The 24,918-nt window shown below is 72.3% G+C and carries 23 protein-coding genes; 13 read left to right on the forward strand and 10 right to left on the reverse strand.

The genetic code is table 11. The annotated features are described in order from the left end of the window. Positions 1–244: 244 nt before the first annotated feature. Entirely contained in the window at positions 245–649 is a 405-nt protein-coding gene (locus AB0G74_RS18200; RefSeq protein ID WP_361147175.1) for a helix-turn-helix domain-containing protein, read from the reverse strand. 74 nt (positions 650–723) lie between these two features. Between AB0G74_RS18200 and AB0G74_RS18205 the strand changes: the two genes are divergently transcribed. Next, complete coding sequence (locus AB0G74_RS18205; protein WP_361147178.1) at positions 724–1,569, forward strand: SDR family NAD(P)-dependent oxidoreductase; 846 nt, start codon at positions 724–726, stop codon at positions 1,567–1,569. Positions 1,570–1,957: 388 nt separating this feature from the next. Here AB0G74_RS18205 and AB0G74_RS18210 read toward each other — a convergent pair whose 3' ends face one another. Continuing rightward, a complete protein-coding gene (locus AB0G74_RS18210; RefSeq protein WP_361147181.1) occupies positions 1,958–4,954 on the reverse strand; it encodes a bifunctional [glutamine synthetase] adenylyltransferase/[glutamine synthetase]-adenylyl-L-tyrosine phosphorylase in 2,997 nt (998 codons plus the stop codon). 376 nt (positions 4,955–5,330) lie between these two features. Between AB0G74_RS18210 and AB0G74_RS18215 the strand changes: the two genes are divergently transcribed. Together AB0G74_RS18215 and AB0G74_RS18220 are read left to right on the forward strand one after the other, a co-directional pair. Further along, positions 5,331–5,855: a pyridoxamine 5'-phosphate oxidase family protein gene (locus AB0G74_RS18215; RefSeq protein WP_361147184.1), complete on the forward strand. Its 525-nt coding sequence runs from the start codon at positions 5,331–5,333 to the stop codon at positions 5,853–5,855. A 53-nt stretch (positions 5,856–5,908) separates the two neighbouring features. Beyond that, a complete protein-coding gene (locus AB0G74_RS18220) occupies positions 5,909–6,340 on the forward strand; it encodes a VOC family protein (protein ID WP_361147187.1) in 432 nt (143 codons plus the stop codon). A gap of 98 nt (positions 6,341–6,438) precedes the next feature. Here AB0G74_RS18220 and AB0G74_RS18225 read toward each other — a convergent pair whose 3' ends face one another. Both AB0G74_RS18225 and glnA read right to left on the reverse strand, forming a co-directional pair. Next, the gene (locus AB0G74_RS18225; protein WP_361147190.1) at positions 6,439–6,675 is read right to left on the reverse strand and encodes an antitoxin; all 237 of its coding nucleotides are present in this window, start codon (positions 6,673–6,675) and stop codon (positions 6,439–6,441) included. Between the two features lie 106 nt (positions 6,676–6,781). Then, positions 6,782–8,143 (reverse strand): type I glutamate--ammonia ligase, encoded by a 1,362-nt coding sequence (gene glnA / locus AB0G74_RS18230; protein WP_358829000.1) that lies wholly within the window; start codon positions 8,141–8,143, stop codon positions 6,782–6,784. Between the two features lie 408 nt (positions 8,144–8,551). Between glnA and AB0G74_RS18235 the strand changes: the two genes are divergently transcribed. The 3 genes from AB0G74_RS18235 (at position 8,552) to AB0G74_RS18245 (ending at position 10,414) form a co-directional block, all read left to right on the forward strand. Beyond that, complete coding sequence (locus AB0G74_RS18235; protein WP_361147194.1) at positions 8,552–8,950, forward strand: hypothetical protein; 399 nt, start codon at positions 8,552–8,554, stop codon at positions 8,948–8,950. A gap of 136 nt (positions 8,951–9,086) precedes the next feature. Then, the gene (locus AB0G74_RS18240; RefSeq protein ID WP_361147197.1) at positions 9,087–9,761 is read left to right on the forward strand and encodes a DUF3105 domain-containing protein; all 675 of its coding nucleotides are present in this window, start codon (positions 9,087–9,089) and stop codon (positions 9,759–9,761) included. 5 nt (positions 9,762–9,766) lie between these two features. Then, complete coding sequence (locus AB0G74_RS18245; protein WP_361147201.1) at positions 9,767–10,414, forward strand: DUF305 domain-containing protein; 648 nt, start codon at positions 9,767–9,769, stop codon at positions 10,412–10,414. Between the two features lie 151 nt (positions 10,415–10,565). Here AB0G74_RS18245 and AB0G74_RS18250 read toward each other — a convergent pair whose 3' ends face one another. Then, the gene (locus tag AB0G74_RS18250) at positions 10,566–11,030 is read right to left on the reverse strand and encodes a DUF5990 family protein (protein WP_361147204.1); all 465 of its coding nucleotides are present in this window, start codon (positions 11,028–11,030) and stop codon (positions 10,566–10,568) included. Positions 11,031–11,242: 212 nt separating this feature from the next. Between AB0G74_RS18250 and AB0G74_RS18255 the strand changes: the two genes are divergently transcribed. Continuing rightward, a complete protein-coding gene (locus tag AB0G74_RS18255; protein WP_361147206.1) occupies positions 11,243–11,665 on the forward strand; it encodes a CBS domain-containing protein in 423 nt (140 codons plus the stop codon). On the opposite strand, the gene AB0G74_RS18260 is transcribed toward AB0G74_RS18255, so the two are convergent. Together AB0G74_RS18260 and AB0G74_RS18265 are read right to left on the reverse strand one after the other, a co-directional pair. After that, positions 11,647–12,525, reverse strand: a complete 879-nt coding sequence (locus tag AB0G74_RS18260) for an alpha/beta hydrolase (protein ID WP_361147208.1) — start codon at positions 12,523–12,525, stop codon at positions 11,647–11,649. The genes AB0G74_RS18255 and AB0G74_RS18260 overlap by 19 nt on opposite strands. 11 nt (positions 12,526–12,536) lie before the next feature. Beyond that, positions 12,537–13,262 (reverse strand): DUF998 domain-containing protein, encoded by a 726-nt coding sequence (locus AB0G74_RS18265; RefSeq protein WP_361147211.1) that lies wholly within the window; start codon positions 13,260–13,262, stop codon positions 12,537–12,539. A gap of 80 nt (positions 13,263–13,342) precedes the next feature. Between AB0G74_RS18265 and AB0G74_RS18270 the strand changes: the two genes are divergently transcribed. The 3 genes from AB0G74_RS18270 to AB0G74_RS18280 all read left to right on the forward strand — a co-directional run bounded on the left by AB0G74_RS18270 (position 13,343) and on the right by AB0G74_RS18280 (position 17,579). Next, positions 13,343–13,858, forward strand: coding sequence for a hypothetical protein (locus tag AB0G74_RS18270; protein ID WP_361147214.1), 516 nt, complete (start codon positions 13,343–13,345; stop codon positions 13,856–13,858). Positions 13,859–13,958: 100 nt separating this feature from the next. Next, the gene (locus tag AB0G74_RS18275; protein WP_361147217.1) at positions 13,959–15,584 is read left to right on the forward strand and encodes a multicopper oxidase family protein; all 1,626 of its coding nucleotides are present in this window, start codon (positions 13,959–13,961) and stop codon (positions 15,582–15,584) included. 240 nt (positions 15,585–15,824) lie between these two features. After that, the gene (locus tag AB0G74_RS18280) at positions 15,825–17,579 is read left to right on the forward strand and encodes an NAD+ synthase (RefSeq protein WP_361147220.1); all 1,755 of its coding nucleotides are present in this window, start codon (positions 15,825–15,827) and stop codon (positions 17,577–17,579) included. A 146-nt stretch (positions 17,580–17,725) separates the two neighbouring features. Here the strand turns inward: AB0G74_RS18280 and AB0G74_RS18285 are convergent, their stop codons facing one another. Both AB0G74_RS18285 and AB0G74_RS18290 read right to left on the reverse strand, forming a co-directional pair. Then, on the reverse strand, positions 17,726–18,163 hold the full coding sequence (locus AB0G74_RS18285) for a DNA-binding protein (RefSeq protein WP_361147223.1): 438 nt from the start codon (positions 18,161–18,163) through the stop codon (positions 17,726–17,728). A gap of 145 nt (positions 18,164–18,308) precedes the next feature. Next, the gene (locus AB0G74_RS18290) at positions 18,309–19,379 is read right to left on the reverse strand and encodes an endonuclease/exonuclease/phosphatase family protein (protein ID WP_361147226.1); all 1,071 of its coding nucleotides are present in this window, start codon (positions 19,377–19,379) and stop codon (positions 18,309–18,311) included. Between the two features lie 359 nt (positions 19,380–19,738). Here AB0G74_RS18290 and panB point away from each other — a divergent pair, with 359 nt between their 5' ends. The 3 genes from panB to AB0G74_RS18305 all read left to right on the forward strand — a co-directional run bounded on the left by panB (position 19,739) and on the right by AB0G74_RS18305 (position 22,899). Continuing rightward, positions 19,739–20,626 (forward strand): 3-methyl-2-oxobutanoate hydroxymethyltransferase, encoded by an 888-nt coding sequence (panB, locus tag AB0G74_RS18295; RefSeq protein WP_361147229.1) that lies wholly within the window; start codon positions 19,739–19,741, stop codon positions 20,624–20,626. Between the two features lie 351 nt (positions 20,627–20,977). Continuing rightward, complete coding sequence (locus AB0G74_RS18300) at positions 20,978–21,997, forward strand: ATP-binding cassette domain-containing protein (RefSeq protein WP_361147232.1); 1,020 nt, start codon at positions 20,978–20,980, stop codon at positions 21,995–21,997. Beyond that, positions 21,994–22,899 (forward strand): ABC transporter permease, encoded by a 906-nt coding sequence (locus tag AB0G74_RS18305; RefSeq protein WP_361147235.1) that lies wholly within the window; start codon positions 21,994–21,996, stop codon positions 22,897–22,899. The genes AB0G74_RS18300 and AB0G74_RS18305 overlap by 4 nt, the downstream gene beginning before the upstream one ends. Positions 22,900–22,954: 55 nt before the next feature. Here the strand turns inward: AB0G74_RS18305 and AB0G74_RS18310 are convergent. Beyond that, positions 22,955–24,918 (reverse strand): hypothetical protein (locus tag AB0G74_RS18310; RefSeq protein WP_361147238.1); only part of this gene is annotated, 1,964 nt, incomplete at its 5' end.

Genomic DNA, 24,918 nt, shown 5'->3' on the forward strand with positions numbered 1-24,918 from the left:
GAAAGTGTCTCCGCGGCTTCGAGGGAGCCGGGCGCCACGAGATGACCGCCCGGCGCGTACGCGCTGAAGCGGCGAAAAACCTGCGAACAGGAGGGAATCCGCCGCTAGGAGCGGCGGATACGGGTCAGAGCGGCGGTCCCCGCTGCGATTCCACACATGCCGGGGACGCTACCCGGGGACGCGGCAGGGCACCAACCGGTTTTTCCCGGCGGGAAGCCCGGCGCGAAGTCCCGTCCGCGCGGATCTACGGCGTGTAGCGCTCCCGGGCCTCGTTGATCTCCGCCTCGTGGCGTACCGCCCAGTCCGCGAGCGCCGACAGCGGCTCCAGGAGCGTACGGCCCAGTGGGGTCAGGCTGTACTCCACCCCGGGCGGCACGGTCGGCCGGACATCCCGCCGGACCAGCCCGTCGGCCTCCAGACCGCGCAGGGTGCGGGTCAGCATGCGCTGGCTGATGCCCTCCACGGACCGGTGCAGTTCGTTGTACCGGTAGGGACGCCCGCCGAGCAGGATCACCAGCAACATGCTCCATTTGTCGCCCACCCGCCGGAAGACGTCCCCGACCGGGCACGCGGCCAGTTCGCCGGCGGGCACCGGCTGAGGGAGTTCATGGGCGAGCACCGAAGGAACACCAGTGTTCGTACCGGACATCGAAGTGCCTTCTTTCGGCCTGTGACGGGGCGGCTCACGATGGAGCGGTCCGTACCGACCCTATGGAGGACCCCGTGCCCGACCAACCACCGAAGACCGTGCTCATCAGCGGTGGCACCGACGGCATGGGCCGCGCGACGGCCCTGGCACGGCTCGCCTCGGGCGACCGTGTCACCGTGATCGGCAGCGACGAGGCGAAGGGCCGCGCCCTGCTCGCCGAGACGGCGCACCCACAGCTGAGCTTTCTGCGGGCGGACCTGTCGTCGATCGCCGAGAACGAACGGGTCGCCGCCGAGATCCACGAACGGTACGAATCCCTCGACGCGCTGGCCCTGTTCGCGAACCGGGTCCACCCGAAGCGCCGGGAGACCGCCGAGGGCCTGGAATCCACCTTCGCCCTCTACTACCTGAGCCGCTACCTCCTCGGCCGCCTGCTGACCCCCCTGCTGGACGCCGCCCCCGCCCCGGTGATCGTCAACGTCGCCGGCGTCGGCAACACGGCGGGCCGGATCCACTGGGCCGACCCCCAGCTGACCCACGACTACGGCCAGGTCCGCGCCCAGCTCCAGGCCGGCCGCGCCAACGACCTGCTGGGCGTCGCCTTCGCCGAGCACTCCGGCAGCCGGGCGCGCTATGTCCTCTACCACCCCGGCTTCACCCGCAGCGGCGCCGACAACCATCCGGCGCCGGTGGTCCGGGCGTCGCTCAAGCTCCTCTCGCGGCTGTTCGCCCGCGAGGTGTCCGAAGCGGTGGCGCCCGTCGTCCGGTGGATCGACCACCCCCCGGACGCCCCGCTCACCGCCCTCGACCGCCACAAGCCGGTCCCGCTCACGCTCAAGTCCCTCAACCCCACGTCCGCGACGCGCCTGGCGGCGTACACGGAGTCGCTCCTGAGCACCGGGCCGCGCCCGGCGACCTGATGTCGTCGGCGGTCTGCGGCCCGGCCGTGGCTTGTCGCGCAGTTCCGCCCCCTATGCCTTCGGCAATGGGGGGACCCCCAGCGCCTCGGCCCTCCACGGCACCGCCCGAACTACCGGGTCCCGTCCAGCGCCCTTCCGTTGTTCGCGGTCCGCACCACCGTCGTGGCTGGTCGCGCAGTTCCCCGCGCCCCTAAAAGCCTCTCCCCGGCGCCGCCCCTGAATAGGTTTTCGCCTCCGGTGAGAGGGGCCTGCATCTTTCGGAGGGCGGTCAGGAGGGCAACCAGGGGCTCGGGGAACTGCGAGACAGGCCACCCACGGTCCGCAGACCGCGAACAACACCAGGCCGCCGGGCGGGACCCGGGTCGCGGGAACCCTCAGCGGGAGGCGATCACGTGTCGTAGAAGAGGGTCTCCACCACTCCCCTCGCCCGGCGCGTCACCCTGCGGTACGTGTCCAGCATGTCGCCCGCGTGGCCGGGGGCGAAGCCCAGGTAGCGGGCGACGGCGGAGAGTTCGCGGGTGTCCGAGGGGAAGGTGTCGGAGGGACGGCCGCGGACCAGCATCACCGCGTTGCGGACCCGGGTCGCGAGGACCCATGCCTCGTCGAGGATCTGGGCGTCCTCGGCGGCGATGAGGTCCGCGGCGTGGGCGGCGGCGAGGGCTTCGCGGGTGCGGGTGGTGCGGAGGCCGGGTTCGGACCAGCCGTGGCGCATCTGGAGGAGTTGGACGGTCCATTCGACGTCGCTGAGGCCGCCCCGGCCGAGTTTGGTGTGGAGGGTGGGGTCGGCGCCGCGCGGCAGGCGTTCGGATTCCATCCGGGCCTTGAGGCGGCGGATCTCGCGTACGGCGTCGTCGCCGAGTCCTTCGGCGGGGTAGCGGAGGGGGTCGGCGAGGGCCATGAACCGGGCGCCGAGGCCGGGGTCACCGGCCATGGGTTCGGCGCGCAGGAGGGCCTGGCTCTCCCAGACGAGGGACCAGCGGCGGTAGTACGCCTCGTAGGAGGCGAGGGAGCGGACGAGGGGGCCGCTCTTGCCTTCGGGGCGGAGGTCGGCGTCGATGAGGAGCGGCGGGTCGGCGGTGGGGAGCTGGAGGAGTCGGCGCATCTCCTCGACGACGAGTCCGGCGGCGCGGGCGGCTTCCTGGTCGTCGACGCCTTCGCGGGGTTCGTGGACGAAGAGGACGTCGGCGTCGGAGCCGTAGGAGAGTTCGTGGCCGCCGAAGCGGCCCATGCCGATGACGGCGAAGCGGGTGGGGAGTTCATCGCCCCAGCGGGCCCGTACGGCGGCCCGGAGGGCGCCCGCGAGGGTGGCGGCGGTGAGGTCGGTGAGGGCGCCGCCGATCTGGTCGACGAGGGCGCCGGTGTCGGCTTCGGCGGGGTTGTCCTCGGTGCCGTAGGAGGCGATCAGGTCGGCGGCGGCGGTACGGAACAGTTCGCGGCGCCGGACGCCGCGGGCCGCCGCGACCGCCGCCTCGGCGGTGTCGGCGCGGCCGACGGCGGCGAGGATCTCGGGTTCGAGGTGGGCCCGGGTCCGGGGGGTGAGCCCGCCGGGGTCGCCGAGGATGGCGACCGCTTCGGGGGCGCGGAGCAGCAGGTCGGGGGCGAGCCGTCCGGCGGACAGTACCCGGGCCAGGTTCTCGGCGGCGGCGCCCTCGTCCCGGAGCAGCCGCAGGTACCAGGGGGTTTTGCCGAGGGCGTCGGAGACCTTGCGGAAGCCGAGGAGTCCGGCGTCGGGGTCGGCGGAGTCGGCGAACCAGCCGAGGAGGACGGGCAGCAGGGTGCGCTGGATGGCGGCTTTGCGGGTGACACCGGAGGCCAGGGCCTCGATGTGCCGGAGCGCGGCGGCCGGATCGGCGTAGCCGAGGGCTTCGAGGCGCTGTCCGGCGGCTTTGGTGCTGAGGCGGGCCTCGCCGGGGGCGAGTTGGGCGACGGCGTCGAGGAGGGGCCGGTAGAAGAGTTTCTCGTGGAGTCGGCGGACGACGGAGGCGTGTCGTCGCCATTCGCGGTTGAGTTCGGTGACGGGGTCGGCGCGGAAGCCGAGGGAGCGGCCGAGTCGGCGCAGTTCGGCGGGGTCCTCGGGGACGAGGTGGGTGCGGCGGAGCCGGAAGAGCTGGATCCGGTGTTCCATGACGCGCAGGAAGCGGTACGCGTCGTCGAGCTGGGCGGCGTCGACGCGGCCCACGTAGCCGCCTTCGGCGAGGGCCTGGAGGGCGTCGAGGGTGCTGCCGCTGTGGAGGCCGGTATCGCTGCGGCCGTGGACGAGCTGGAGGAGCTGGACCGCGAATTCGACGTCCCGGAGCCCGCCGGGGCCGAGTTTCAGTTCGCGTTCGACCTCGGCGGCGGGGATGTTGTCGATGACGCGGCGGCGCATCTTCTGGACGTCGGGGACGAAGTTCTCGCGTTCGGCGGCCTGCCACACCATGGGTGAGAGGGCTTCGATGTACTCCTCGCCGAGGAGGGGGTCCCCGGCGACGGCACGGGCTTTGAGGAGGGCCTGGAACTCCCAGGTCTTGGCCCAGCGCTGGTAGTAGGCGAGATGGCTGGAGAGGGTGCGGACGAGGGGCCCGTTGCGGCCTTCGGGGCGGAGGTTGGCGTCGACGGGCCAGATGGTGCCTTCGACGGTGGTCTCGGAGCAGATCCGCATGAGGTGGGAGGCGAGCCGGGTGGCGGCGCGCAGTCCGGTGTTCTCGTCGGCGCCTCCGGCGGGTTCGGCGACGAAGACGACGTCCACGTCGGAGACGTAGTTGAGTTCCCGGCCGCCGCATTTGCCGAGGGCGATGACGGCGAGCCGGCAGTGGCCCGCGTCCTCGGGGGCGGCGGCGCGGGCGATGGCGAGCGCGGCACGGAGGGTGGCGACGGCGAGGTCGGCGAGTTCGGCGGCGGTCTGGGCGACGTCGGTGGTGCCGCAGACGTCGCGGGCGGCGATGGCGAGGAGGCAGCGGCGGTAGGCGACGCGCAGGGAGACGGGGTCGGCGGCGTCGGCCAGGCAGTTTTCGAACTCGGGTACGCCGGGGTTGAGGTCGGCCGATTCGTAGGTGGCGAGGGCCCGCCAGTCGCCGGGGTGCCGGGCGAGGTGGTCGCCGAGGGCCTCGGAGGCGCCGAGGACGCCGAGGAGTCGGTCGCGCAGGGGTTTGGCGGTGGTGAGGGTGTCGATGAGTACCCGGTCGTCGCCGTCGGGCTGGGCCTCGACGATCCGGGCGAGTCCGGCGAGGGCGAGATCGGGGTCGGCGGTGGCGCCGAGCGCGTCGAGCAGCAGGCCGTCGGCGCCGACGGGGGCGAGCGCGGGGAGGGCGAGCAGCTGTCCGGCGGCGGCGGGGTCGGTGAATCCGTACCGCAGCAGTCGGGTGAAGGTACTGCTTCGGCGTCCCGGTACCGGCACCGTCGTCATTCCGCCGCTCCCGTCCCAGGGTGTTGGTCAGGGCATCGAGCCTAGCCAAAGTCCCGTGGGTCGCTCATCCGGAGTCACCGTGATCCGGGTCTCCGGCGGGGCTCCGGCGGGTCGCGGGCCGGGGACGAGGACCGGGGGACGGCCGGGGTCGGGACCCGTACGGGACGCTCCGCGCACGGTGTACGACACGCGATCGGATGATCCCGAACTCCCGGCGGACGGCGTCCGTTCGTGCCAGACTGAGCACATCGGCAATCGAACATATGAGTGATTAAATGCGTCGGCGGCGCGTTCACCGATGAGTCGCGGTACCCGTTCCGGTCCATCACACGACGCACCCGGGCGTCGGCAGGACCCTCAGCAGGAAAGGCACGTCATGACCGATTCATCCGTACCGCGTACCGAGATCGACCCCCGCTTCAGCGACCCCGCCGCCCACCCCCTCGACTGGGCGGCGGCCGAACGGACGCTCACCGGGGCCGAGGTGTTCTGGCTGTCGACCGTGCGGCCCGACGGCCGCCCGCACGTCACCCCGCTGATCGCGGTCTGGCTCGACGGCGCCCTGCACTTCTGTACGGGCCCGGACGAGCGCAAGGCGCGCAATCTCCGGAACAACGCGGAGGTCGTCCTCACCACCGGGAACAGCTCCCTGACCGAGGGCCACGATCTGGTGGTGGAGGGAACGGCGGTCCCGCTGACGGACCCGGACCGGCTCCGCGCGCTGGCCGGCGCGTATCTGGCGAAGTACGGCCCGGACTGGACGTTCGAGGTGGGTGACGGCGTCCTCGTGGGGGACGGCGGCCCGGCCCCGGCGTTCCGGGTCGCGCCCCGTACGGTCTTCGGCTTCGCGAAGGATCCGTACGCGCAGACCCGCTTCCGCTTCCCCGCCGCCACCGGCTGACCCGCTCACCCGTCCCAGCCTCAACGAACCCACCGACACGAAGGAGTCCCGCCGTGGACATCACCCTGGAAGTCGTCAATCTGCCGGTGTCCGACCTCGACCGCGCCAAGCGGTTCTACGTCGAGGGCTGCGGTTTCCGGGCCGATCTCGACCAGGAGGTCGCCCCCGGAATCCGGGTGGTCCAGCTGACGCCGCCGGGTTCGCGCTGTTCCATCGCCATGAACAGCGGCTTCCCGCCCCACCCGGCCCAGGCCCAGGGGGAGCCGGGTTCGGTACGCGGACTCCAGCTCTGCGTCACGGACATCGAGGCCGCCCGGGAGGCGCTGATGGCCGGGGGCGTGGAGGTCTCCGAGGTGACGCATCTCGGGGAGAACGGCTGGACCGAGGGGAAGGGCGGGGAGTGGAACTCGTTCCTCTTCTTCTCGGATCCTGACGGCAACGGCTGGGCGGTCCAGGAGGCACCGTCGCCGCTCTCCGAGCGGTAGCGGGCCCGAGTTCGCCGAAATACGCGGCGGAGACACCCACGCGGCCGGGACCCCGGACTCACCGGGGTCCCGGCCGCGTACCGTCTCCGCCGCGTACGTCAGCCCTGCGGCGGCGGGTCGCCGGGACCGGCCCCGCCACCGGGCGCGCCGCCGGTGCCACCGCCCTGGCCGCCCCCGCCGTACTGCTTCTTCACCTGGTCCTGGACCTTGTCGACATGGCCGCTGTACTTGCCCTGGGTCCTGGCGTCGAAGGTGTCGCCCGCCTTGTCGACGGCGGTGTCCGCCTTTGACTCGTGGCCCTTCAGCAACTGCTTCAGCTTGTCCATCACGGACATGGGGTCACCCTTTCGCCGCACTGCGCGCCCCCGCAGTTCCAGGGTCACCGCCCCCGGCGCTTTCCGCATGTCGGGGGCGGGACCGGGCGCCCGGGGCCGCGGGGCGTCAGAGGACGGGCAGGTTCTTCCGCAGTTCGAAGGCGGTGACCTCGGAGCGGTACTCCTCCCACTCCTGCTTCTTGTTGCGGAGGAAGAAGTCGAAGACGTGTTCGCCCAGTGTCTCGGCGACCAGTTCGCTCCGCTCCATCAGGGAGATCGCCTCGCCGAGGTTCTGCGGCAGCGGTTCGATGCCCATCGCGCGGCGTTCGGCGTCGGAGAGCGCCCAGACGTCGTCGTCGGCGCCGGGCGGCAGCTCGTAGCCCTGTTCGATGCCGCGCAGTCCGGCGGCGAGCAGCACGGCGTAGGTCAGATAGGGGTTGGCGCCGGAGTCGATGGAGCGCATCTCCACCCGGGACGAGCCGGTCTTGCCCGGCTTGTACATCGGGACCCGGATCAGCGCCGAGCGGTTGTTGTGGCCCCAGCAGATGTACGAGGGGGCCTCGCCGCCCGCTCCGGCGCTGCGGGCCGAGCCGCCCCAGATCCGCTTGTAGGAGTTGACCCACTGATTGGTGACGGCGGAGATCTCGGCGGCGTGGCGGAGGAGTCCGGCGATGAACGAGCGGCCGATCTTGGAGAGCTGGTACTCGGCGCCGGATTCGTAGAAGGCGTTCCGGTCGCCCTCGAAGAGGGAGAGATGGGTGTGCATCCCGGAGCCGGGGTACTCGCTGAACGGTTTCGGCATAAACGTCGCCTGGACGCCCTGCTCCAGTGCCACCTGCTTCATCACCAGCCGGAACGTCATGATGTTGTCGGCCGTGGAGAGGGCGTCGGCGTACCGCAGATCGATCTCCTGCTGGCCCGGGGCGCCCTCGTGGTGGCTGAACTCGACCGAGATGCCCATGGACTCCAGCATGGTGATCGCCTGGCGGCGGAAGTCCATCCCGACGTTCTGCGGGGTGTGGTCGAAGTAGCCGGAGTTGTCGGCCGGTACGGGGCGGCTGCCGTCGACCGGCTTGTCCTTCAGCAGGAAGAACTCGATCTCGGGGTGGGTGTAGAAGGTGAACCCGAGGTCGGACGCCTTCGCCAGCATGCGCTTGAGGACATAGCGGGGGTCCGCGAAGGACGGTGAACCGTCCGGCATCAGGATGTCGCAGAACATCCGGGCCGTGCCGGGGGCCTCGGCGCGCCAGGGCAGGATCTGGAACGTGCCGGGGTCCGGCTTGGCGATCATGTCGGATTCGTAGACCCGGGCGAATCCCTCGATGGCGGAGCCGTCGAAACCGATCCCCTCATCGAATGCCTGTTCGAGTTCGGCGGGGGCGACGGCGACGGACTTCAGGAAGCCCAGCACATCGGTGAACCACAGGCGCACGAAGCGGATGTCGCGCTCCTCCAGGGTCCGGAGCACAAATTCCTGCTGCTTGTCCATTGCGGCTTCCTCTTCCACCCAATCGTTGCCGGTCGAGCCCGGCGCGCTCCCCCGGGCGCGCCCGAAGCACCTGAACACCACGAGGAGCATCGCACCCACGGGTTTCCGGCAGGTTGCGTACCCGGGCCGAGCCCCATTGTGTGTCAGAGTCCCGTCGGCGACGACCCCGAGGCCCCCGTGACGGGTGCGCCCGCCGGGCCGTACGGGACACGAAGGCGCTCCCACCGGGCCGTACGGGCCGTTCCGCGCGCCCCGCGCGCCCGCCCGCGAACCGCCGCCGGAGCGGCCGGGGCCGGTGCCCGCCGCCGTGCCTCCGGCGTGTCTCCGGCTCGGTTCACCGGCTCCCGGGACGGTGATTTCCGCCCCGTGTGAGGTGCCCGCCCGCGACCGTCGCTACGATCAGCGGCTATGGGGGGTCCCCGGCTCCGCCGCCTCAGCCGCTGTACGCGTCCCGTGGCACTGCTGAGTGCCGCCGCGACGCTCATCGGCGCGCTCGTGCTCTGTCTGAGCATCGCCGCCGACGGCCATCACCCGGAGCGCGACCGGGGGCTCGGGGTCATCTCGGTGACCGGCTCCCTGCCGCCCGACGGTCTGCCCTCCTTCGTCTGCCCCAACGACGGTGGCCCGTGCGGGCTCCATCCCGTCGTGGGCGCGGCGGTGCTCACCGCGCCGCCGCTGGACACCGCGCCGCTCGCCGGGGAGCCGCGACCGGGTGTCGCGACTCCCTCCGGCCCCGGCGGCCCGGCCCGTACCGACGCCCGGCCGCGCGCGCCCGGCCTGCACGTCCTCCAAGTGCTGCGGATCTAGGAAGAGACGACGGACCGGAAACCGAACCACGGATCGCATCGCGTCCGATGGGTTCCGGTCGGCCTCTTGCCTCTTCCCGCCGCTGCTCGCAGCCTCATGTGGCAGCGGATCCCCCCTTGACGAAGGACTCACCCCCATGACTTCCCGTAAGAACTCCCCCGGCTACACCAAGAACAACGCGGCCCACGACCGCAGAGCCCGAATAGAGGCGGCCCGGAAGCTGGAGGCCGCCCGTGAGCGGCGCAACCGGATCGTGACGATCGGGATCAGCGGTGTGGTCGTCGCCGGTCTCGTCGGCTTCGGCGTCTATGTGATCAACCAGGAGAACGCGGAGGAGAAGCAGGCCGTCGCGGAGCGCAAGGAGCCCATCACGGGCGAGAAGGTGTGGGATGCCAAGAAGCTCACCGCCAACCATGTGAAGGGCGCCGTGAGCTACCCGGACAAGCCCCCGGTCGGCGGCGACCACCACACCAACTGGATGAACTGCGACGCCAAGGTCTACAAGGAGCCGATCCCCAACGAGAACGCCGTCCACTCGATGGAGCACGGCGCGGTCTGGGTCACCTACACCGACAAGGCGGCCAAGGCCGATGTGGAGAAGCTGGAGAAGAAGGTCGGGAAGACCGCCTACTCCCTGATGAGCCCGTACAAGGACCAGACGGGCCCGATCATGCTGACGGCCTGGGGCAAGCAGCTCACGGTGGAGTCGGCGGACGACCCCCGGGTGAACAAGTTCTTCGGCAAGTACGTCCTCGGTGAGCAGACCCCGGAGAAGGGCGCCACCTGCTCGGGCGGGGTGACCGGGAAGTGACCGTGATGAACGGGACGCGCTGGATCGCGGCCACGGCCGTGGCCGCCGCCCTCATCTTCGCCGGGGCGGCCACGGTGGCGTCGGCGGGCGGCGGTGATTCCGGGTCCGGGTCCGCCGCCCCGGCGACGGACTCGGCGGACGCCGGGTTCGCCCGCGATATGTCGGTCCACCACCAGCAGGCGGTGGAGATGTCGTTCATCGTCCGGGACCGGACGGAGAACGAGGAGATCCGGCGGCTGGCGTACGACATCATCAACACCCAGGCCAATCAGCGGGGCATGATGCTCGGCTGGCTGGACCAGTGGGGGCTCACGCCGGTCGCGCCCGAGCGGGAGCCGATGGCCTGGATGTCGGGCAGCGACGCCCATGACGGGCACACGGCGAAGACGAATGACGTCCGGATGCCGGGGATGGCCACGCCCGAACAGCTGGAGCGGCTGAGCACCCTGAAGGGGAAGGCGGCCGAGGTGGAGTACCTCCAGCTGATGACCGCCCACCACAAGGGCGGCGTCGACATGGCCGAGGGGTGTGTGGACCTCTGCTCCCCCGGGGCGCAGCGGCAGCTCGCCGAGGGCATGGTGCAGGGCCAGCGTTCCGAGCTGGATCTGATGGCCGATCTGCTGAAGGAACGGGGCACCCGGCCGCGTTCGTAGTGCGCCGGGCCTACGGCTCCGTTCGCGCCGTCACGGCTCCGCGCCCGCGCCGTAGCGGCACCGCCCGGGGCGTCGCTACGGCACCGTCCGGACCGTCGTGGAGCCGGGCGCGGGCTCCGGGGCCGTACGCCTCCCGTATCAGAGGGCGGCCTTACGGCCCCGGAGCCTCGCGGCGGTCCCCGTCGGGCCGGCTCAGCGTCCAGCTGATCAGCGGGGGCCTGAGCCCGGCGCACCGGGGCATCCCCCGCTCGTCGGTGAGCCCGACCCAGGTCTCGGCGACCCCTCCGGCCGCCGCCTCCGCCGGGAGATCGGCCAGGAAGATCTTGGCTCGGCGGAACATCGCGAAGGTGCCGTCCGGCGGCAGTTCGCCCCAGGTGAGATAGACGAACCGGGCGCCGCGCGGGCCCTGGACGTACGGCCCCCGGAAGTCGGTGGCACCGTCGGTGCCGGTCACGGTCTCCACGGGGATCTCGAAGACCGCCGTCGTACCCGCTTCGGCCCGTACCAGCTGATCGGGCTCGCGGCGGCGCTGGGCCCCGACATGGATGTGGTGGAAGCCGCCCAGGTCGGTGCCGGGCAGCTCCTCTCCGGTGATACGCAAGGTCAGCCGGGGCATCGCTCCCGGTCCCCCTCTCTCCTCGTGCCGTCCGTTCCCACTCCGGTCCGTTCCGGTCCCCGGCCGGGCCGGACGCCGTCGGCGTCACCCGTTCGGCTCAGCGCGGTCGCCTCACCCGAACGGCGGAACCACCATGGGGAACGTACCGGCGCACCGGCCCGCCGACCCCGGGGGACGGTGTCGCACGCCGACCGTGAGGAGACGCGAACGCCATGACCACAGCCAAGGACATCATGCACCCCGGGGCCCAGTGGATCCCGGCCCACGAGACCCTCGACCGGGCGGCCCAGCTGATGGCCCGGCTGGATGTCGGGGCGCTGCCGATCGCCGACGCCGACGAACGGCTCTGCGGCATCCTCACCGACCGGGACATCGTCGTCGGCTGTGTGGCGCTCGGGCACGACCCGGCGAAGGTGACCGCCGGGGAGATGGCCCGGGGCACGCCGCGCTGGATCGCGGCGGACGCGGGTGTGGACGACGTACTGCACGAGATGGAGGAGCACCAGATCCGGCGGCTGCCGGTGATCGAGGACAAGCGGCTGGTCGGCATGATCAGTGAGGCGGATCTGGCGCAGCATCTGTCGGAGGACCAGCTCGCGGGCTGGGCGGAGCGGGTCTACGCCCGGTCCTCCTGACCCCGGCCGCTCCCGGCGCCCCCGCCGGGCGGTGGCGGCCCCGACTCCAGGACCGCCCGGGCGACCGCGTCCGGGCGGTCCAGCATCATCAGATGCCCGGACGGGCCGATGGCGCGGAACCGGGCGTCCAGGGTCAGGGCGAGGTCCCGCTGCCGCGCGGTCCAGCGCCGCCCCCCGGCGGTCGCGGCGAGTACGGTCACGGGCGCGCCCGGCGGCAGCGGGCGGCGCTCGCGCAGGGCGAGGAGTTCGGCGGCGACGGCCGTGTAGTGGGCGTTCTCCAGCAGGGCGCCGCGCAGGACGCGGGTGGTGCCGTAGACGGCGCGGATCAGTTCGGCGGGGGCCGGATCGCCGCCGCCGGTACGGGAGACGCGGACCGCGAGCCGCCGTACCGGGGGCCCGAACGCGGCCGGGACCCCGAGGGCGCCCAGCGCCCCGCCGACCGCGCGGGCCGCGGCGGTCCGCAGGGCGGGCACGGCCGGGGCGACGGCCCGTTCCTCGACGCTGGAGTCGACCAGGACGATGCCGGTGGTCCGGCCGGGGTGGAGCCGGGCGTACGCCTCGGCGTGGAAGCCGGCGACGGAGTGGCCGACGACGGTGGCCGGGCGGTCCCCGAGGCCCAGCGCGTCGAGGATCCCGGTGATCCGCCGGGCCTCCCCCGCGGCGGTGGGCGGGGCGCCCGCCGGGGCGCTGAGCCCGTGGCCGGGACGGTCGAAGCGGACGACGGTGCGGTACGGGGTGAGCAGCGGGACGACCGGGTCCCAGTCGAACCAGCCGAGCCCGAGCCCGGCACTGAGCACGACGACGGGCCCCTCGCCCGCCACAGCCACATGGTGCGGTATGCCGCCGACCCGGACGAACATCGACCCGTCCCTCACCCCGTCACCGCCTCCGGCCGCCCGGTACCCGGATCCGCTTCCCGGGCCGGACCGGTCCCCGGGTCCGGCTTCGTCTCCCGGGCCAGCGACAGCGCCAGCAGCCCCAGCCAGACGGCCACGAAGAGGACCTGCAACCGCTGCCCGACGCCCAGGCCCCAGGTCCCGTGCCCGGCCTCGAAGGCGGCGATGGAGCCCAGGGTCCAGCCGGTCGCGGCCAGTTCGAGGACGACGAGGGCCGGGCCGAACCGGGCCACCTCGGGCAGCCGCCCGTAGCGGCGGGCCGCGAAGGTGAGTCCGACGATGCCGATCAGGGCCCCGGTCATGGCGAGCGAGCTGCTGACGGCGTGCGCGGTGTGGGTGGCGGGCACCAGGCCCGCGGCCTCCCGGGCGGCGCACTCCGGGTCGGCGGTGGGTGTGCAGCTCAGCGGCAGCCGGGAGTCGACGGCGGTGGCGGCGCCGAAGAAGGCGACACCCGCCCAGCCGATCAGGGTCCAGGGTTCGCGCGGACCCCGGACCGCGCGGACCAGGGCCCAGACGGCACCCGCGAGGACCAGGGAACCGGCGGCCAGGTCGGCGCTCCGGAAGAACGTACCGAAGGGCTGGTCCTCGGCCGCGAGTTCACTGACGTACGTCCCCACCGGGTCCAGCCCCGTCGCCAGGACGACTTCGAGGAGCCAGGCGGTGTAGACGAGGGCGCCGACGGCTATGAGTGCGGGGATCATCCGTCCATGATCCCGCACAGTTGACCGAACCGGCCCCGACGACCCCCGCCCGTATACCCGGTGGGGGTAGTATGCGGATCATGGTGAGGGGTCACGGAAGGCACGCGGGGCGGCTGACGCTCTTCCTCGCGCTGCTCTTCGGCGTGGTCACCATGCACACCGTGGGCCACCCCTCGTCGGGACACGGCGGGGGTACGACTCCGGCCGCGCATACGACGCCCTCTGCGTCGCCGATGCCGCCGCTGACGTCACAGGGGGACGTACACACCCCGGCCGCGGCCCTCGATTCGGCCGTCTCCCACGCCTCCCCCGTCTCATGGGCCCCCGGAGCCGCCGAGGCGCGGCCCCCGGTGGTGCTGCCCGTCGCCCGGGGAGCCGTACCCGGGCCCGGCTCGATGGACCCGACCACGGTCTGTCTCGCCGTCCTCGGGGTCTTCGGCTGCGCCCTGCTCGTGGTCGCCGGGGCCTGGCTCCGGCGACGCGGTACGGCGGGGCTCGCCCCGCGCGCCGGGGTCACCTCCGTCGCGGCCCGGGCGGGTCCGCCGCCGCCACCGCCCCGGATACGTCTCGCACAGCTGTCGGTGCTGCGGATCTAGAAGCACGCGGCCGCCCGGAAGGGGTGGCCCGTGTGACGGATCCGTACGGCCCGGACCGGGGCCGGTCATCGCATTACCGACAGCACGAGGTGTTTCTGCCATGAGTACGAACAAGTTCCTCAATCGCCGCGCCCTGCTGGGCGCGTCCCTCGCCGTGGCCGGTTCGGCCGCGCTGGCCGCCTGCTCCGGCGACGGCGGCGGGGGCGGGGGCGGCCACGCCGGGCACAACGGCGGCGGCCGGGGCGGCGCGCCGAAGCAGGCCGGGGCGCCCGGCGGTTTCGTGGCGCCGGACGGCCCCGAGGTGAAGGCGGCCGAGGCGAAGCGGGGCAACGGCCCGGAGCGCAAGGTCCGGCTGACGGCCACGGCCGCGACCCTGGACATTGGCGGCCGGTCCGTGCGGACCTGGGCGTACGGCGACCGGCTGCCCGGCCAGGAGGTCCGGGTGACCGCCGGGGACACCCTGGCCCTCACCCTCGCCAACAATCTGCCCGACACGACGTCCCTGCACTGGCACGGGCTCGCCCTCCGCAACGACATGGACGGCGTGCCGGGGCTGACCCAGGCGCCGGTCAAGGCGGGCGCGACCTTCGACTACCGGTTCGCCGTGCCGCATCCCGGCACGTACTGGTTCCACCCCCACTCGGGCGTCCAGCAGGACCGGGGGCTGTACGCGCCGCTGATCGTGGAGGACCCGAAGGAGCCGCTGAAGTACGACGAGGAGTGGGTGGTCGTCCTCGACGACTGGGTCGACGGCATCGACGGCTCCACGCCCGACGCGGTACTCGCCGAGCTGAGCAAGGGCATGGGCGGCGGCGGTCACGAGGGCCACGGCATGACCGGGATGGGCGGCCGGAAGACGGCCGCGACGAAGTCGCCGGGGCCCGGCGACGGTCCTTCGCGGATGATGATGGGCGCCAAGAGCGATCTGCTCGGCGGCGACGCGGGAGACGTGGCGTACCCCCACTATCTGATCAACGGCCGGACGCCGCAGGCGCCCACCTCCTTCACCGCGAAGCCCGGCACCCGGATCCGGCTGCGGATCATCAACGCGGGCGGTGACACCGCCTTCCGGATCGCCCTCGGCGGCCACCGGATGACGGTGACCCACTCGGACGGCTTCCCCGTCGTCCAGCGGGAGACCGACGCCCTGCTGCTGGGCATGGGCGAGCGGTACGACGTCCTGGTGACGGCGGGCGACGGGGTGTTTCCGCTGGTGGCGCTGGCCGAGGGCAAGAACGCCACAGCGCTGGCGCTGCTGCGGACCGGCGGCGGCGCGGCCCCGGCGGCGAACGTACGGCCCGCGGAGCTGACCCGGCGGGTGCTCACCGGGGACAAGCTGCGCGCCCACGCGTCGGTGGCGCTGCCCGCCCGCAAGCCGGACCGCGAGATCAGGATCGAGCTGACCGGCGGGATGGAGATGTACGACTGGGCGTTCGACAAGAAGCCGTACACCGCCGACCAGCGCCACGAGGTCCGCGCGGGCGAACGGGTCCGGCTGGTCTTCCGCAACCCGACGGAGATGTGGCACCCGCTGCATCTGCACGGCCACACCTTCGCCGTGGCGAACACGGCGGGCGGGGCCCGGAAGGACACCGCGGTCATCCTCCCCAACGGCACGCTGACCGCGGACTTCGACGCGGACAACCCGGGCCTGTGGATGATCCACTGCCACAACGTCTACCACGCGGAGGCGGGCATGATGACGGTCCTGGGCTACCGGAGGTAACAGCCCCCGCGGAACGCCGCCGGGGGTGGGCCGCCCCGCCCCCGGCGGCGTCCGCGCGCCCGGCCGAGGGGCGCGGCGGCGGACCGTCCGCGCCGAACCGGGACCCCGTACGGGCCGCGTACGGGCCCGGGGCCGACCGCCGCCGTACGAGCCCGGCGCCCCGCCCCCGTACCGCCCGCGTGGGGCGGCCCACACCGCCCGGCCGGGACATCGCGTCAGAAAGACGATTAGACTGAGGCCGTGCCTCAACTACGTCTCGCCCTGAATCAGATCGACTCCACGGTCGGCGACCTCGGCGGCAACGCCGACGCGGTCGTCCGCCGGACCCGGCAGGCGGCCGAGCGGGGCGCGCATCTCGTGGCCTTCCCGGAGATGACGCTCACCGGCTACCCCGTCGAGGACCTCGCCCTGCGGTCGTCCTTCGTCAACGCCTCCCGGGACGCCCTGCGCGCCCTCGCGGCCCGGCTCGCGGACGAGGGGCTGGGCGGCGTACCGGTGATCGTCGGCTATCTCGACCGCTCCGACACCGCCCAGCCGAAGTACGGCCAGCCCGCGGGCGCGCCCCGGGACGCGGCGGCCGTACTGCACGGCGGCGAGGTGGTGCTCGCCTTCGCCAAGCACCACCTCCCCAACTACGGCGTCTTCGACGAGTTCCGTTACTTCGTGCCCGGCGACACGCTGCCGGTGATCCGGGTCGGGGGCGTCGATGTGGCGCTGGCGATCTGCGAGGACCTCTGGCAGGACGGCGGCCGGGTGCCCGCCGCCCGTTCCGCCGGGGCCGGGCTGCTGGTCTCGATCAACGCCTCGCCGTACGAGCGCGACAAGGACGACACCCGGCTCGAACTGGTGCGCAAGCGCGCCCAGGAGGCGGGCTGCCCGGTCGCGTACTGCGCCATGATCGGCGGGCAGGACGAGCTGGTCTACGACGGGGACTCCATCGTCGTGGACGCGGCGGGCGAGGTGATCGCCCGGGCTCCGCAGTTCGAGGAGACCACGATGATCGTGGATCTGGACCTGGAGGCGGCGGGCCCGGTACCGGCCGGGACCGTCGACGACGGGCTGCGGATCGAACACGTCACGATCTCGGCCGAGCCGGTGGCGCCCTACGCCCCCGAACCGGCCGCCGGGTCCCGCGCCGAGCGCCTCGACGACGACGCCGAGGTGTACGCGGCACTGGTCACCGGGTTGCGCGCCTACACCCTGAAGAACGGATTCCGTTCGGTGGTGATCGGGCTCTCCGGCGGGATCGACTCGGCGCTGGTGGCCGCGATCGCGGTGGACGCGCTGGGCGCCGAGCACGTCCACGGGATCTCGATGCCGTCGAAGTACTCGTCGGACCACTCCAAGGGCGACGCGGCGGAGCTGGCCCGCCGGACCGGGCTGCACTTCCGTACCGTCTCCATCGAGCCGATGTTCGACGCCTATATGGGGGCGCTCGGACTCACCGGCCTCGCCGAGGAGAACCTCCAGTCCCGGCTGCGCGGCACCCTGCTGATGGCGGTCTCCAACCAGGAGGGCCACATCGTCCTCGCCCCGGGCAACAAGTCCGAGCTGGCGGTGGGCTACTCCACCCTCTACGGCGACTCCGTCGGCGCGTACGGGCCCATCAAGGACGTCTACAAGTCGACCGTGTTCCGGCTGGCCAGGTGGCGGAACCGGGTCGCCGCCGAACGCGGTGAGACCCCGCCGATCCCGGAGGCGTCGATCACCAAGCCGCCCAGCGCCGAGCTGCGCCCGGACCAGGTCGACACCGACTCGCTGCCCGACTACGACGTCCTCGACGGAATCCTGGAGCTGTACGTCGACCGGGACCGGGGCCGGGCCGAGATCGTCGCCGCCGGGTACGACGAGGAACTCGTCGCCCGGGTGCTGCGGCTGGTGGACACCGCCGAGTACAAGCGGCGGCAGTACCCGCCGGGCACCAAGATCTCCGCGAAGGGGTTCGGCAAGGACCGGCGGCTGCCCATCACCAACCGGTGGCGGGAACACGCCTGACGCCCACCGGCAGCCGGGCCGAGCGCTCGTCCCGTACGCCCCCGTACACGCCGTACGCCCCCGTACGCTTCCGTCACCGGAGCGGCGGGGGCGTCGGCGTACCGCCCGGAACCAGCCGGGACCGGGGCCGGGACCGGGGGCCGGGGTCAGTCCCGGCCCGCCACCCGCGCCCGGAGGCGCTCATGGCGCTGCCGGGCCGCCTGGGTACTGCCGAGGCCGAGCCCGAAGGCGATCTCCTGCCAGGTGAGCCCCCGGCCGTGGGCCATCGAGAGCAGCGACTCCTCCAGCACGTCCAGATCGCCGCGCGCCCTGGCGACCAGGGTGAGGGCGGCCACGAGATCGTTCCGGTCGATCTCCGGCTCCCCCTCCTCCAGCAGCCCGGGACCGGCCGCGAGCGCCACCGTCAGGGCCACCGCCTCATGCGGGGTGACCATCGGCTGACCGACGTGCCGACGGCGGCGCACCTCGGTCGAGGCATGACGCTCGTCGATCCGCGCCAGGGCGGCGAACTCCCGGGCCGCCCGGGCGGCGGCGGGCGCGGCGGGGTTGAAGACATCGGAGGCCGTACCGGCGGATTCGTCCATACTCCGGACCGTACGCAGCCGCGCCCCACCCCGTCAACACTTTATTGCCAACGAAACGTTGTGAACACTTTGTTCACTTCGAGGAGCGAAGAAGAGGCCGCCCCGGACGGTCCCGGGACGGCCTCACGCGTACGGGCCCGGCCCGTCAGCGCAGCTTGATACTCGCCGCTATCGGCAGATGGTCACTGTCCGTACGCGGCAGCGTCCAGGAACCCACCGGCTCCGCCCCCTTCACCAGAATCTGATCGATCCTGGCCATCGGGAACGACGCGGGCCAGCTGAAACCGAAACCGTCACCCGCCGCGCCCTGCGTCGACCGCATCTGCGACGTGATCGCCCGGAGCGCCCGGTCGTTCATCGTGCCGTTGAGATCACCCAGCAGCACCACATGAGCGGTCTCCTCCATGGCGATCGCCTCACCGAGCGCGTCCGCGCTCTTGTCCCGCTCGTTGGCGGTGAACCCGGCGTTCATCTTGACCCGCACGGACGGCATATGGGCCACATAGACCGCGACATCGCCCTGCGGGGTGGCGACCGTGGCCCGCATCGCCCGGGTCCACCCCATCCGGATGTCCACCGGGGCGACCTGCTTCAGCGGATACTTGCTCCACAGCCCGACCGTGCCCTGGACCGAGTGGTACTTGTACGTCCCCGAGAGCGCGTTCCGATACGCACTCACCTGGCCGTGGGCCAGCTCCTGCAACGCCAGAACATCCGCACCCGCCCCGGCCACCTCACGCGCCGTGCCCTCCGGATCAGGGTTCCCCGCGTTGACGTTATGGCTGGCGACCGTCAGATCCCCACCACCCGCCGACTTGTCCGCGATCAGCCCGCCGAAGAGATTCAGCCAGACCACGACCGGCAGCAGCAGCGCCAGCAACGCCGTCCCCGAACGCCGCCACAACGCCGCCACCAGCAGCGGCGGCACCGTGAACACCACCAGCCACGGCAGAAACGTCTCCGACAGAGACCCGAGATTCCCTATCCGGTTCGGAATCTGCGCGTGCAGCGCCGTCAGCAACGCCACCGCGACGGCACAACCGGCGATCACCAGCCCACGCCGCCAAGGGCCCTTCCCGCCGTCACCCTCCGCCCGCCACGGCCGGAACGGGCCGATGGTCCGCAGGCGCCGGAACCGGGACCCGGATCCGGCGACCGGTTGCCCCGGATCCTCCGGACCAGCGCTCCCCGTATCCGTCTCGTACGCCTGAACCATCCGCCGCCGTCCTCACTGCAACTGCGTATTCGCGCCGTCACGCGTCTCCGCGCCGTCACGCACCGGGCTTCGGCCCTGACACTAGGCGATGACGGTACTTCGTCCACCGCCCCGGGGCGGTCCTTCTTCCACCACGACGCCCCACGCGGGCCCACCGGTTCCCCCATATCCGCCCAGGTGGGGACGGAACACCGGACCCGACCCCCGGCACACCCCACCGGACACCGACCAGACGGCCGGGCGCGCCGCACCGCCCGGCGCGCCCCGCCCTTTCCAGAGCACGGCACGAAGTGCCACCATGGGGGGTGATCCGGGGACGCCGTCAGGGCGCCACGAGATGACATAAGGAGCCGTAGGTCATGACGCTTCAGGCTGCCCGCGAGGCCGCCGCCGACAGCGGTACCACAAAAGACGTCAAGAACGTCACAACGCTGTACGGCGGCACCAGGACGCGCCGCATCACCGTCCACGACATCGCCACCGCCAAAGAACGCGGCGAGAAGTGGCCCATGCTCACCGCCTACGACGCGATGACCGCGTCCGTCTTCGACGAAGCGGGCATCCCCGTCATCCTCGTCGGAGACTCCATGGGCAACACCCACCTCGGCTACGACACCACCGTACCCGTCACCATGGACGAGATGACGCTGCTCTCCGCCGCCGTCGTCCGCGGCACCACCCGCGCACTCGTCGTCGGCGACCTGCCCTTCGGCTCCTACCAAGAAGGCCCCGTCCAGGCACTCCGCCACGCGACCCGCCTCGTCAAAGAAGCCGGAGTCGGCGCCGTCAAACTCGAAGGCGGCGAACGGTCCCTCCCCCAGACCGAACTGATCGTCCAAGCCGGCATCCCCGTCATGTCCCACCTCGGCCTCACCCCACAATCCGTCAACACCATGGGATACCGGGTCCAGGGCCGGGGCGACGAAGCCGCCCACCGACTGCTCCGCGACGCCAAAGCCGCCCAGGAAGCCGGAGCCTTCGCCGTCGTACTCGAACTCGTCCCCGCCGAACTCGCCGCCGAAGTCACCCGCTCACTCCACATCCCCACCATCGGCATCGGCGCCGGACCCGGCACCGACGCACAAGTCCTCGTCTGGACCGACATGGCGGGCCTCACGAGCGGCAAAGTACCGCGATTCACCAAGCAGTACGCCAACCTCCGCCGCACCCTCGGCGACGCGGCCAAAGCCTTCGCGGACGACGTATCAGGCGGAACGTTCCCCCAGGAAGAACACACGTTTCATTAGTGGCTCGGTTCACCTCCGGGGCGCTTCAGCGGTTTTCATCGGTCGATCGTGCTCGATCGCTCGTACCTCGCGATCTCCGCGCGTTCTCCCTGCTGAAATCCGCGCGCCCCTTCGGCTCACTCGCCCTCTCCAGCGCGAGGGCAGGACGAGGCACCCCGAGGCACGCGGCTTGAGAAGGTTCGCCCGTCCTTTCCGGGAGCCGGGCCCTGAGGGGGTACTCGGTTCCCTCGGACCATCGCGGTAAAGACGACGGCCCGCTGGCCCTCCCCCGCCGGCGGGCCGTCGGGCCGTCCCCGGCCGTGTCGGTGAGCTGTCGGTGACCTGTCGGCGGCGCCCGTCATCGTGGACGGCATGACGCTCATCGACAAGACCCCGGGCGCCGGGGGAATCGCCGTCGAGGTGCGGGGGCTGGTCAAGCACTACGGCACGACCAAGGCCCTCGACGGGGTGGACCTCGACGTCCGCGAAGGCACCGTACTCGGAGTGCTCGGCCCCAACGGCGCCGGAAAGACCACCCTCGTCCGCTGCCTCTCCACCCTGCTGATCCCCGACTCCGGGACCGCCACCGTCGCCGGATACGACGTGGTACGCCAGCCCCGGGCCCTGCGCCGGGTGATCGGACTCACCGGCCAGTACGCCTCCGTGGACGAGAAGCTGCCCGGCTGGGAGAACCTCTACATGATCGGGCGGCTGCTCGATCTGCCCCGCCGCACCGCGCGGCAGCGCGCCGACGAACTCCTGGAGCGGTTCTCCCTCACCGAGGCCGGGCGGCGGGCCACGGCGACGTACTCCGGCGGCATGCGGCGCAGGCTCGATCTGGCCGCCTCCATGGTGGGCCGTCCCACCGTGCTCTATCTCGACGAACCCACCACCGGTCTCGACCCGCGGACCCGCAACGAGGTCTGGGACGAGGTACGGGCCATGGTCGGCGAGGGGACGACCGTGCTGCTGACGACCCAGTACATGGAAGAGGCCGAACAACTCGCCCATGAACTGACCGTGATCGACCGCGGCCGGGTCGTCGCACAAGGCGGGGTGAGCCAGTTGAAGGCCAAGGTCGGCGGCCGGACCCTGGAGATCACCCCGGTGAACCCGGCGGACCTCGCGCCGATGGCCCGGGCGCTCGCCGAAACCGGACTCGATGGGATCAGCGGCTCCACCGTGGCCGCGGGCGGCACCGCCCTGCACGTACCGCTGCTGGCGGACGCCCAGCTCACCGCCGTGATCGCGGTACTCGCCGACCGCGGCTTCGACCTCGCCGACATCGGCACCCAGCTCCCCAGCCTGGACGAGGTGTTCCTCGCCATCACCGGGGCGCCCGCGACCACGGAACCCCACAACGACCGCGACGAAGACAGGGCGGCGGCATGAGCACCAGTACCCGTACGACCCCGGACACCGGCGACGGCCGGGCACCCGCGACAACAAACCCGAACCCACCGAAAGCACAGAACGCGCCGAAAGCGCGGCAGCCCGGCGGAAAGCTTGCGGACGAGGGCCGGATCCCGCTCCGCGCCCACCTCCGGCACATCAGCGCCCTGGTCCGCCGGAACGCCCTCCAGATCAGAAACGATCCGGAGTCGATGTTCGACGTCCTGCTGATGCCGATCGTCTTCACCCTGCTCTTCGTCTACGTCTTCGGCGGCGCGATCTCCGGCAAGGGCAATCAGGACCACTACGTCAACTACGTCGTCCCCGGACTGATGGCCATGATGGGCATGAACGTCGCCATGGCCGTCGGAACCGGCGTCAACGACGACTTCAAGAAGGGGGTGATGGACCGCTTCCGGTCCATGCCGATCGCCCGCTCCTCGGTCCTGATCGCGAAGATCGTCGTCGAGATCGGCCGGATGCTGATCGCGATGCTGATCCTGCTCGGCATGGGCTTCCTGCTCGGGATGGAGGTCAAGACGTCCGTACTGGAAGTCGTGGCCGCCATGGGGCTCTCCCTGCTGTTCGGCGCGTCCCTGATGTGGATCTTCATCCTGCTGGGCATCGCCATGCAGACACCGCAGGCCGTCCAGGGCATGGCGATGATCGTCCTGATGCCGCTCCAGTTCGGCTCGTCGATCTTCGCGCCGCCGGAGACGATGCCCGGCTGGCTGGAGTCGTTCACCGAGTACAACCCGCTGTCGAACCTGGCCGACGCGGCCCGGGCCCTGATCAACGGCGATCCGGTGGCCGAGGCCGTACTGATGACCCTCGGCTGGAGCGTACTGATCACCGCCGTGACCGCGCCGCTCGCCGTCGCCAAGTTCCGCACCAAGAGCTGAACCGGCGGCGACCCGGCCCACCACCGGCCCCGGTACCGCCACCGGACGGCGGTGGTCACAGCCCGGCGGCGGCCTCCTCCACGGAGAGGCCGCCGCCGCTCTCGTACCCGGCGGTGAACGCGGCGTCCCCCGCGACGGCCCGCAGCTCCGCCTCCACGGCCAGCCGGGCGTCCCGCTCCCAGCCCGCCAGCGGCTGCGCCGACCGGGCCGCGTCGGCCGCCGCGAGCAGCCGTACGGCCTCCCCGACACGGGCCGGGTGAACGGCGGCCAGCGCGCCCGCCACCGTCACGGCATGGGTGGCGCGCAACTGCGGGGCCACCGTGGCGCAGAGCGGCTGCTCCGCGGCCCGCAGCGCCCCGACCGCGGCGTCGAGCGCCCCCCGGTGGCGGCCGTCGAGATGGTCGAGCCAGGCGATGTACCCCTGGACCATGCCTTCGAAGACCAGCAGCATGCTGCCGCCGAAGAGGGCCACCACCCCGGTCAGCATCGAACGGGCCTCGTCCCGCCGCCCGGTGCGCCCCAGCCAGAGCCCCAGCAGAATCCGGGAGACCGCGGTCGCCTCGTGGATCCGGTCGCCCTGGGCCGTCACGACCTCGCGGAGGATGGCCTCGCCCCGTACGGCGTCGGGCCCCGCCAGCTCCGTCAGCGCCGCGCCGTACCGGGCCCGCAGCAGGGCGACCTGGCCGTCGGCGCCAATGTGTTCGGCCTGCTCGACGGCGGCCAGGAAGTCCTCCGCCGCTCCGGTGTGATCACCGCGCCGCTCCCGGGCCTCGGCCCGGGACGACAGCGCCTCGGCCGTACCGAAGTCGTCGCCGATCCGGCCGAAGATCTCCAGCGCCTCGTCCGCGTCGGCGAGCGCGTCCCCGGGCCAGGTGGCCCCGTTGGCGACGATCCCGGACCGGGCCTGGAGGGCGAAGGCCAGCCCCCATTCGTCGCCGGAGTTCCGGCACGACTCGACATAGCTGTCGAAGACGATCCGCAGCCGGGGCAGATCGCCGGTCAGCAGGACACCGAAGAACCAGAGGCTGGCGGGGTAGTTGCAGAGCTGGGGCAGCCCGGGCCGGTAGACCTCGGTGATCCGGCGCAGCCTCGCCGACTGCTCGGGCGAGGTCCAGACATCGGCGTCGCGGTGGACGCTGACGGTCCGCAGGACGTCGTTGGCCCGCCGGGCCTCGGCGAGCAGAGCGGGCGGCAGCGGCGGCGGGGCGGCGGTCAGCCGTTCCGGTACGGGCCCGGCGGGGGCGGTACCGGGGGCGAAGGGGTCGGGGCCCAGCTCGCGGGCGGCGGTACTCCAGTGGTAGCTCTCCGTCCTGAGGTCCTTCAACTGCCAGTACCAGGACAGGGACAGCACCAGAACGAGTGTCTCGTGCTCGTCCCGGGCGGCGACGGCCCGGCGGAGCGCGGTCCGCAGATTCTCGTACTCCGCGCCGAAGACCGTGAGGGCGGCGCGCTGGTGGGGGCCGCGCAGCATGGGGTCGGTGGTCCGGGCCAGCTCGCGGTAGTGGACGAGGTGGCGGCGGTGGACGGCGGCGGTCTCCCCGGCCTCGGCGAGCCGTTCGGCGGCGTACTCGGCGACGGTTTCGAGCAGCCGGTAGCGCATCACCGGGCCTTCGGGGAGTTCGCACGGCTCGGCGACCACCAGCGACTTGTCGATCAGGGAGCCGAGGACGGTGAGCGGATCGGCCGTCGGCGGGGCGAGGCCGTCGGGGACACCGGAGACACCGGAGTCGTACGAGCCACCGGGCCGGTCGGAGGCGTACGGCTCGTGGACGCGGTCGGAGTCGTACGGGCCGCCGGGCCGGTCGGAGGCGTACGGGCCGGGTTCTCCGGGGGCGGGTCCGGCGCCGCAGACGGCCTCGGCGGCCAGGGGATCGCAGCCGCCGGCGAAGACGGAGAGTCTGCGCAGGACGGTGCGTTCGTCCCGGTCGAGGAGGTCCCAGGACCAGTCGACCACCGCCCGCAGCGTCTGCTGACGCGGCAACACCGTCCGCGCCCCACCCCTCAGCAACCGGAACCGGT

The organism is Streptomyces sp. NPDC020875, from assembly GCF_040641415.1.
In the GTDB taxonomy this organism is placed as follows: domain Bacteria; phylum Actinomycetota; class Actinomycetes; order Streptomycetales; family Streptomycetaceae; genus Streptomyces.